The organism is Xanthomonas sp. LF07-6 (assembly GCF_034105445.1).
Taxonomy (GTDB): domain Bacteria; phylum Pseudomonadota; class Gammaproteobacteria; order Xanthomonadales; family Xanthomonadaceae; genus Xanthomonas_A; species Xanthomonas_A sontii.
The window spans coordinates 1-7,561 of record NZ_JAXGGI010000027.1 but is presented as its reverse complement, the minus strand read 5'-3'; the positions used below and the strand labels follow the sequence as shown (position 1 = coordinate 7,561).

Annotated in this window: 3 protein-coding genes; all 3 read left to right on the top strand. The window is 65.7% G+C overall.

Annotated elements, in window-relative coordinates; all coding sequences use genetic code 11:
* Window positions 1-196 (top strand): phosphopantetheine-binding protein (locus SLW56_RS20690; protein ID WP_320695398.1); only part of this gene is annotated, 196 nt, incomplete at its 5' end.
* Window positions 197-285: 89 nt separating this feature from the next.
* Window positions 286-1,167, top strand: coding sequence for a hypothetical protein (locus tag SLW56_RS20685; protein WP_267103043.1), 882 nt, complete (start codon window positions 286-288; stop codon window positions 1,165-1,167).
* Window positions 1,168-1,187: 20 nt separating this feature from the next.
* A partial coding sequence (locus SLW56_RS20680) for a non-ribosomal peptide synthetase (protein ID WP_320695397.1) occupies window positions 1,188-7,561 on the top strand: 6,374 nt, incomplete at its 3' end.

Genomic DNA, 7,561 nt, shown 5'->3' with positions numbered 1-7,561 from the left:
ACTCGGCGGCCACTCGTTGCTCGCCGCACGCATGGCCGCCCGCGTGGCAGCCGAGTGGCAAGTGCAGTTGCCGGTACGCGTGATCTTCGATCGTCCGACGGTGCGCGCCCTGGGCGAATGGCTACAGGTCGCGCGATTGCTGGTCACCGCGGCCGACGACGCCACAACGCAGGCGAGCGACGAAGTGCTCATCTAGGGCCAGCGGAAGGCGTATCGGTCGTGCCCCGTTGGCCACCCGGCCTTCGGGGAGCAGTCGTGCTCACAACAGGGAAGACGGGGACATCGATGAAGTTGGGGTATTCCGAGGAATTCGCGCGCAGTGTCATCGCCGAGATCACGCCGTTCCAGCATCTTTCTGGGACCGAGCATGTCGCGCCGCTGCTGTATTCGTTGATCCGCATGCTCAAGCCGCAGACGGTGGTGGAGTTCGGCAGCGGCTATACCACGCCGTACATCCTGCAGGCGCTGAAGGACAACGATGAGGACTTCAAGCTCAACCAGCGCCTGCTGCGCGAGCGGGTAGCCCGCCATTTCGCTGCCTTGGGCGCGGCGGATCGCCGTGCGCTGTCGCCGGATGATTGGCTGCTGGATCCCACCACCCAGGACATCTACGGGCAGGAGCCGGTGGTGCCGATCCCGTCGTTCTACGCCAAGCCGTACCGTCCGCGCCTGTACACCTTCGAGGTGTTGCCGGAAAACGACGGCTATGTGCAGCGCCTGGCCCGGCTGGTTGCCGATCTGAACCTGGACGGACTGTTTTCGCTGCATGCCGGTTGCCGGGTCAGCGATTACGTGGCGCACCTGCCGGCCGAGCGCCTGCCCATCGATTTCGCATGGAACGACTTCGGCAACAAGAAGCGCTTCTTCGACGAGACCTTCGCCCACGTGCGCAGCGACGGCGGGGTGATGGCGTTCCACAACACCACCAGCAGCGAGAAGGACCACAAGGCCGACCTGGACCAGGTCTTCGACGGGCTGCGCCCGTTGCTGGATGCGCGCAAGGCCGAATTGCTGACCTTGCTGGAACCGCACAAGTTCACCCAGCGCAGCCTGACCGTGGTCCGCAAGCTGAGCGAGTTCAAGGAAGAGTTCTTCCATGACCTGACGGAAGAGTACGACCGCAGCCTGCTCAAGCTCGCGCGCGCGCGCGGCGAAATCCTGGCGTGATCGCAAAAAGGACCGAAACGATGAACGCTGTCGACATCCTCAAGACGTGCCAGGAACGTAGCATCCGCTTGCACCTGCATGGCGCAGACCTGCGGATCGTGGCCACACATGGCCGGCTCGACGATCAGCTCAAGCAGCTGGTCCGGGACAACAAGCACGCGTTGGTCGATCTGCTGCAATCGCAACAGCCGCAAGCGCTGGCTGCAACAGCGCACGCGGGCGGCAGTGTCGTGCTGTCGCTGGCCCAGGAGCGGCTGTGGTTCCAGCACCTCTACGATGGCGATAGTGCGGTCTACAACATCCCGCTGGTCCTGGAAAGCGCCGTGCCCGTCGGCGAAGACGCGATGCTGGCGGCGCTGCGTCACGTCATCGATCGGCATGAGCCGCTGCGTACCGTGATCGTCAATCGGGACGGCATCGCCGATGCGCAGTTGCTGGATGTCGCCGATTTCGCCATGGTATGCCATGGCGAAGTGCCCGACGATGCAGCGCTGCATCTGCAGCTGGCCGACGCACAAACCCGCAAGCCGTTCGACCTGTGCGCCGACTTCATGATCCGCGCAGCGTTGCTGCACCGCCCCGGCGCAGGGTCGATGCTGTACTTGACGCTTCACCATATCGCCGCCGACGGCGGCTCGATCCATCTGTTGCTGGAAGAGCTGAACCACGCCTACCTCGCGTTCGCCGGTGGCGAAACACCTGCGCTGGCGCCGTTGGCGCAACGCTTCTCCGACCACGCTTCCTGGGAGCGCGAGCAACTGCAAGGCGAGCGTTTGCAGCGTCATCTGGACCACTGGCGGCAGCGCTTGACCGGCGTCCCGTTCATGCACCGCTTTCCGCTCGACAACTCGCGTCCGCAGGCCCCCGACCATGCCGGGGACCGGCATCGCTTCGGCCTCGACACGGAAACCAGCGAACGTCTCGAGCGGCTGGCATCGGCCCAGGGCACCACCTTGTTCTTGCTGATCCAGGCTGTCTTCGCCGTGTTCATCGCGCGCTATAGCGATACGGACGACGTATTGTTCGGCACGCCTGTCGCGAACCGGCACCCGCCAGGAGCGGCCGGCCTGATTGGCTACTTCGCGCAACTGGTGCCAGTTCGCGTCCGGCTCGACGGCTCGACGCCCTTCACCCAGGTGCTGGCCAGCGTCGGCGCTCGGTTCGTCGACGACATGGCGCACCATCATGTGCCCACCGGCATGATCGTGGATGCGCTCGGAGTCGTGCGCCAACCCAATGCCAATCCTTTGTTGCAACTGGTGCTGGTGTACGAAGAGAGCGGTGCCGCCGCACCCGCCGAAAAGCATGTGGCGACGCTGACGCGCACGGCCGTGAAGCGTAGCGAAACCGGAAGTAAGTTCGATCTGGCGCTGATCGCGCGCCATGACCAGTCAGGATTGAGCTTTGCGTGGGAATATGCGTCTGCGCTGTTCGAAGCGGGCACACCGCAACGTCTGGCAGCGAATTTCCTGCGTCTTCTGCATTCCATCGCCGAGGCACCGGAGACGGCGGTGGGCCAGCTGCAATTGCTGGCCGAACAGGAGGGCGTCTTCCTGGCCGCGGCCGGTGCGGGGCCGGAACTGAGCATTCCCGCCAGTTCCGTGCACGGCCTGTTCGAACAGTATGTTCGCCAAGCTCCGCATGCGGCCGCCGTGATTCACTCCAGTGGGTGCGTGACCTATGCAACGCTGAACGCATCAGCCGACGCATTGGCGTGGCAGTTGATTGATCGCGGCATCGGCCGTGGCGATATCGTCGGCATCTGTCTCGAACATCCGCGCCTGTTTCCGCTGGCCGCCTTGGCGATCATGAAGGCGGGCGCGGCCTACCTGCCGCTGGACCCGCGCCTTCCCGCACGACGTATCGCGCACATGATCGACGACAGCCGCGCCCGGCTGTGGCTCGTCGACAGCGCTGCGCTGGCCGCCAATGCCGGCCATGCGAAATTGCTGGACATCGGCGCCGCATGCGATACCGGTCAGACGACGCCACGGCCTGCCCCGGATCGGGACATCCGCGCCGACGACCTGGCCTACGTCATCTATACCTCGGGGTCCACGGGCATGCCCAAGGGCACCTTGCTGGAGCACGCGGGCGCGGTGAACCTCGCCATCGGCCAGCGTGCGCTGCTCGACCTTGATGGAAAAGCGGGCAGGCATGCGCGGGTATTGCAGTTCTCATCGATCAGCTTCGACGCGGCGACCTGGGAACTGCTGATGGCGTTGTGCAACGGCGGCGCGTTGGTGATTCCCGATCCCGCGGTCAAGCAGGATCCGCCCGCGCTGGCCGCTTTGATCGCAGGACAGGGCGTCACCCATGCGACCCTGCCGCCGGCCTATCTGTCCTCGTTGCAGGATGGCGCATTAGACGGACTGACCCACCTGCTGGTCGGCGGAGAGGCGATCGGCCGCGCCGATGCCCGCCGCTGGATGCACGGACGCACCTTCTACAACGCCTATGGTCCGACCGAGGCCACGGTGTGCGCGACGCTCGGCGTCTACACCGGCGAGGATCGCGTGCACATGGGGCGTCCGCTGCCCAACTACCGCTGCGCCGTTCTCGACGACCAGGGCAAGCGAGTGCCGGTGGGCGTTCTGGGCGAACTGCACATCGCGGGCATCGGCCTGGCCCGCGGCTACCACGACCGACCGGCGCTCACCGTGGAACGGTTCGTGATGCTCGGCGTCGACGGAGCGCCGCCAGAGCGTTGGTACCGCACTGGGGATCTGGTGCGCTGGTTGCCGTCGGGCAATCTGGAATACGTCGGCCGGCGTGACAACCAGGTCAAAATCCGTGGCTTCCGGATCGAACTGGGCGAAATCGAAACCGCGCTCGCCGAGTATCCGGATATCGCTGCCGCGCACGCACGCACATGGGAAGACTCGCACAGCGGCAGCGTCCGCATTGCCATCTATTACCAACTGTCTGGCGATGTCGATGGCCAGGTTGACAGCCGCGCACGCATTCGCCAATTCCTCGAAGACCGTCTGCCGGACTACATGGTCCCGTTGGCCTATATTCCCCTGATGGCGTTGCCGCTGACGGCGCACGGCAAGATCGATGCGGCTGCGCTGCCGTTTCCGGCGGAAGCCGACTTGGCGCAAGATGGGTACGTGCCTCCCGCGACCGCCACGCAACAACTGGTGTGCGCGGTGCTGGGCGAACTGCTGGGCAATCCGCGTGTCGGCATCCGCGACAGTTTCTTCGCGCTGGGCGGCGACTCCATCCTGTCGATCCGTGCGGTGGCCAGGATCAACGCACACGGCCACCGTCTGAGCTCACGCCAATTCTTCGATGCCAGGACCGTGGAGGGTATCGCCGCCGCCCTGGATGCAGCCGTCGGCGATACCCGCCAGGAGGATGCAGGTCCCAGCCGCGGCGCGTTGCGTCCATTGCCGATCCAGCGACGTTTCCTGGCCATGCGCGAGGGCTTCGACGACCGTTACCTGCAATCGCTGCTGCTGCATGTACCGGCGGCCGCCGATGCGCGTTTCTTCACGCAGTTCCTGCACGCACTGTATGCCCGGCACGACGTACTGCGCCTGCGCGTGGATGGCGCCGACAGTGCGGCCGCAACGGTATGGTTCCAGGAATCGGAAACGGTCGATCCGGAGTCTGCGCTGACCGTGCTGCGACTCGATGAAGCCGATGCGGAACGCCGTTCGCGCCACATCGCGGAGGCCGCCGAGGTATGCAAGGACGGCATCCGCCTGGAGGGCGGCCCGCTGTTCGCCATGCTCCTGTTCGATGCCGAGCAGGCAGTCCACCGTCGCCTGTTGGTGGTGTTCCATCACTTCATCGTCGATGGTGTCAGTTGGCGGATTTTTCTCGATGACCTGAAATTGGCGTTCGCACAGCACGTGCGCGCCGAACCGTTGCTGTTGCCGCCAGCGGGCACGCGCTACCAGCAATGGGCGCAACAGGTCGCCGCCTGGCAGGAGCTGACGCCGCCACCGCCGCCCGGCACGGCGGCGGTGGCGACCGACAGCACATGGATAGGCACCGCATCCGGGCGCGAAACGCTTGCCGACAGTGTGGCCGTGACCGCGACGCTGGGCGCCGACCCGACCCGTGCGCTGCTGCAGGATTGCAATCGCGCGTACCGTACCCGGATCGACGATCTGCTCCTGGCCGCACTGGCGGTCGCGCTGCACGAGTGGCGCGGAGTCACCGAGCAGGATGTGTTCCTGGAATCGCATGGCCGCGACGAAGAACTGGCTGCCGGCACCGATCTGGGCCACTGCCTGGGCTGGTTCACCTCGCTGTATCCGTTGCGTCTGCATGTGGGAGGAAGCGACGGGAACGCGTTGGCCGACCTCATCCGCCATGTGAAGGAGGCGCGTCGCAGGGTGGCGCATCTCGGGCTTGGATTCCTCCAGGGAGCCAGTCTGCAGGCAAGGCCGGAAATCCTGTTCAATTATCTGGGCCAGTTCGACCAGCAACTGGGCGCAGGCCACGACTTCGCCCGCGCATCGGAATTCACCGGCCATGACGTCGATCGCCGGCGCCACCTCGATGCGCTGCTGGTGTTCAACGGTCGTGTGGCGAATGGAGAGCTGGTCTTCCATATCGACGCCAGCGGACTGCGATTCACGCGCGAGGATATGAACGCGCTGGCGGCCTGCTTCGAGAGCGCGCTGCAGCGGGTCGTGGCGCATTGCGGCAGCCAACGGCTGAGCCGGTCGACACCGTCGGACTTCGCGCTGTGCGCGCTCACCCAGCACGACATCGATCGTTGGCAGGCGCAGTTCGGCGAGCTGGAGGATATCTATCCTGCGACCGGAAACCAGTTGGGCATGCTCTACCACGCGCAGTTGCAAGGAGGCACCGGCTACCTCACGCAGAACGTCATGCGATTCGAACACGATTTCGATCCATCGGCGTTTCGCCAAGCCTGGCAGTGGGTGGTGACGCGCCACGCTGCATTGCGGACGGTATTCGTCGGGCTCGACCGCGAACAGCCACTGCAGCTGGTCCTGGCCCAGGCTTCGCTGGACTGGCAGGAACAGGTGCTGGAGTCGGCGGACATGCAAGTCCAGCAGCGCGTCATCGACGAACGGCTGCGTCAGGACTATCTGGCGCCGCTGGACGACAAGCGCGCACCACTGGCGCGCTTCACCCTGTTGCGAACCATGGAAGGGCGCGCGGTGTTCGCCTGGACCTGTTCGCATGCGATTCTGGACGGCTGGAGCCTGGGCATCGTCTATCGCGAAGTGATCGATGCCTACGAAAGCCTGCGAGCCGGCCGGCCGCCGCGGTCGCAAGCGGCCAGCGGGTTCCGTCGCTATGTGGAATGGGCGAATGCACGCGACCGGCAAGCGGCCGTTGCGTTCTGGACAGAGGAACTGTCCGGACTGGCGACGGACAGCGCCATCGGCATCGAGCCGCCGGTGCCACCGATGGCGCCGGGCAAGGACGCGATCGGATGGTCGTTGCCGGCCAACGATCTCGAGGCGTTACGCCGCTATGCGGCGGCGCACGAGCTCGCCATCAGTACCCTGGTCCAGGCTGCCTGGCTGTATCTGTTGTCGCGCTATCGGGGAACGGACGTCGCCGTTACCGGGATCACGCTTTCCGGTCGTCCCGCCGAGCTCGCCGACGTCGAGTCGGTGGTCGGCATGCTCGTCAACACGGTGCCACTGGTCGCCAGGATTCCGTCTGCGCAAGAGGTTGCCGGCTGGCTGCAAACCTTGCAGCAGCGCCAGCAGCTGCGTGAAGGACATGGCCACCTGCCGTTGGCCGAGATCGTGAAGCTGGCCGATCTCGCGCCGGATGGGTCGCTGTTCTCCAGTGTGCTCGGCTTCCACAGCCAACCGGTGGAGCAGGCGGCGTCGGCGATGCGCCGCAGCGGCGTGAAAGGCGGAGTTGCCAACGAGAACACGCACTATCCGCTGGTGCTGGGCGTATCGCCGCACGGCGGCCTGCACTTCACGTTGACCTACGAAACGTCGCGCTTCAGCCGTGAGGCCATGCTGCGGCTACGCGATCACCTGCAGATCGTGCTGCGTGCATTGGTAGCGCCAGCCACGCGGATGGTGGGTGATATCGACCTGTACACACCGGCGGAACTGGCCGAACTGGCGTCGCTAGCCGAGGCGCAGCCACTGCAGCGGCCGGCGCCGCTGCTGCCGCAGTGGCTGGCGACCCAGGCGCAGCAGCGCGGGGCCGCCCCGGCGCTGTTGCTGGAGGGCCGGGTGCTGGACCATGCCGGACTGGAGGCGCGCAGCAACCAGCTGGCGCGCGCCCTGCTGGCGGCCGGGGTGGTTCCCGGCGACCACGTCGGCGTGTGCCAGCCACGCAGCCTGGACATGGTCGCCAGCGTGCTCGGCACCATGAAAGCCGGTGCGGTGTATGTGCCGCTGGACCCTGGTTATCCGGACGAGCGCCTGGCCTT

What these genes read in the sequence shown, in the direction of transcription:
- SLW56_RS20685 (WP_267103043.1), top strand. Translation starts at nt 286, where the DNA reads ATGAAGTTGGGGTATTCCGAGGAATTCGCGCGCAGTGTCATCGCCGAG.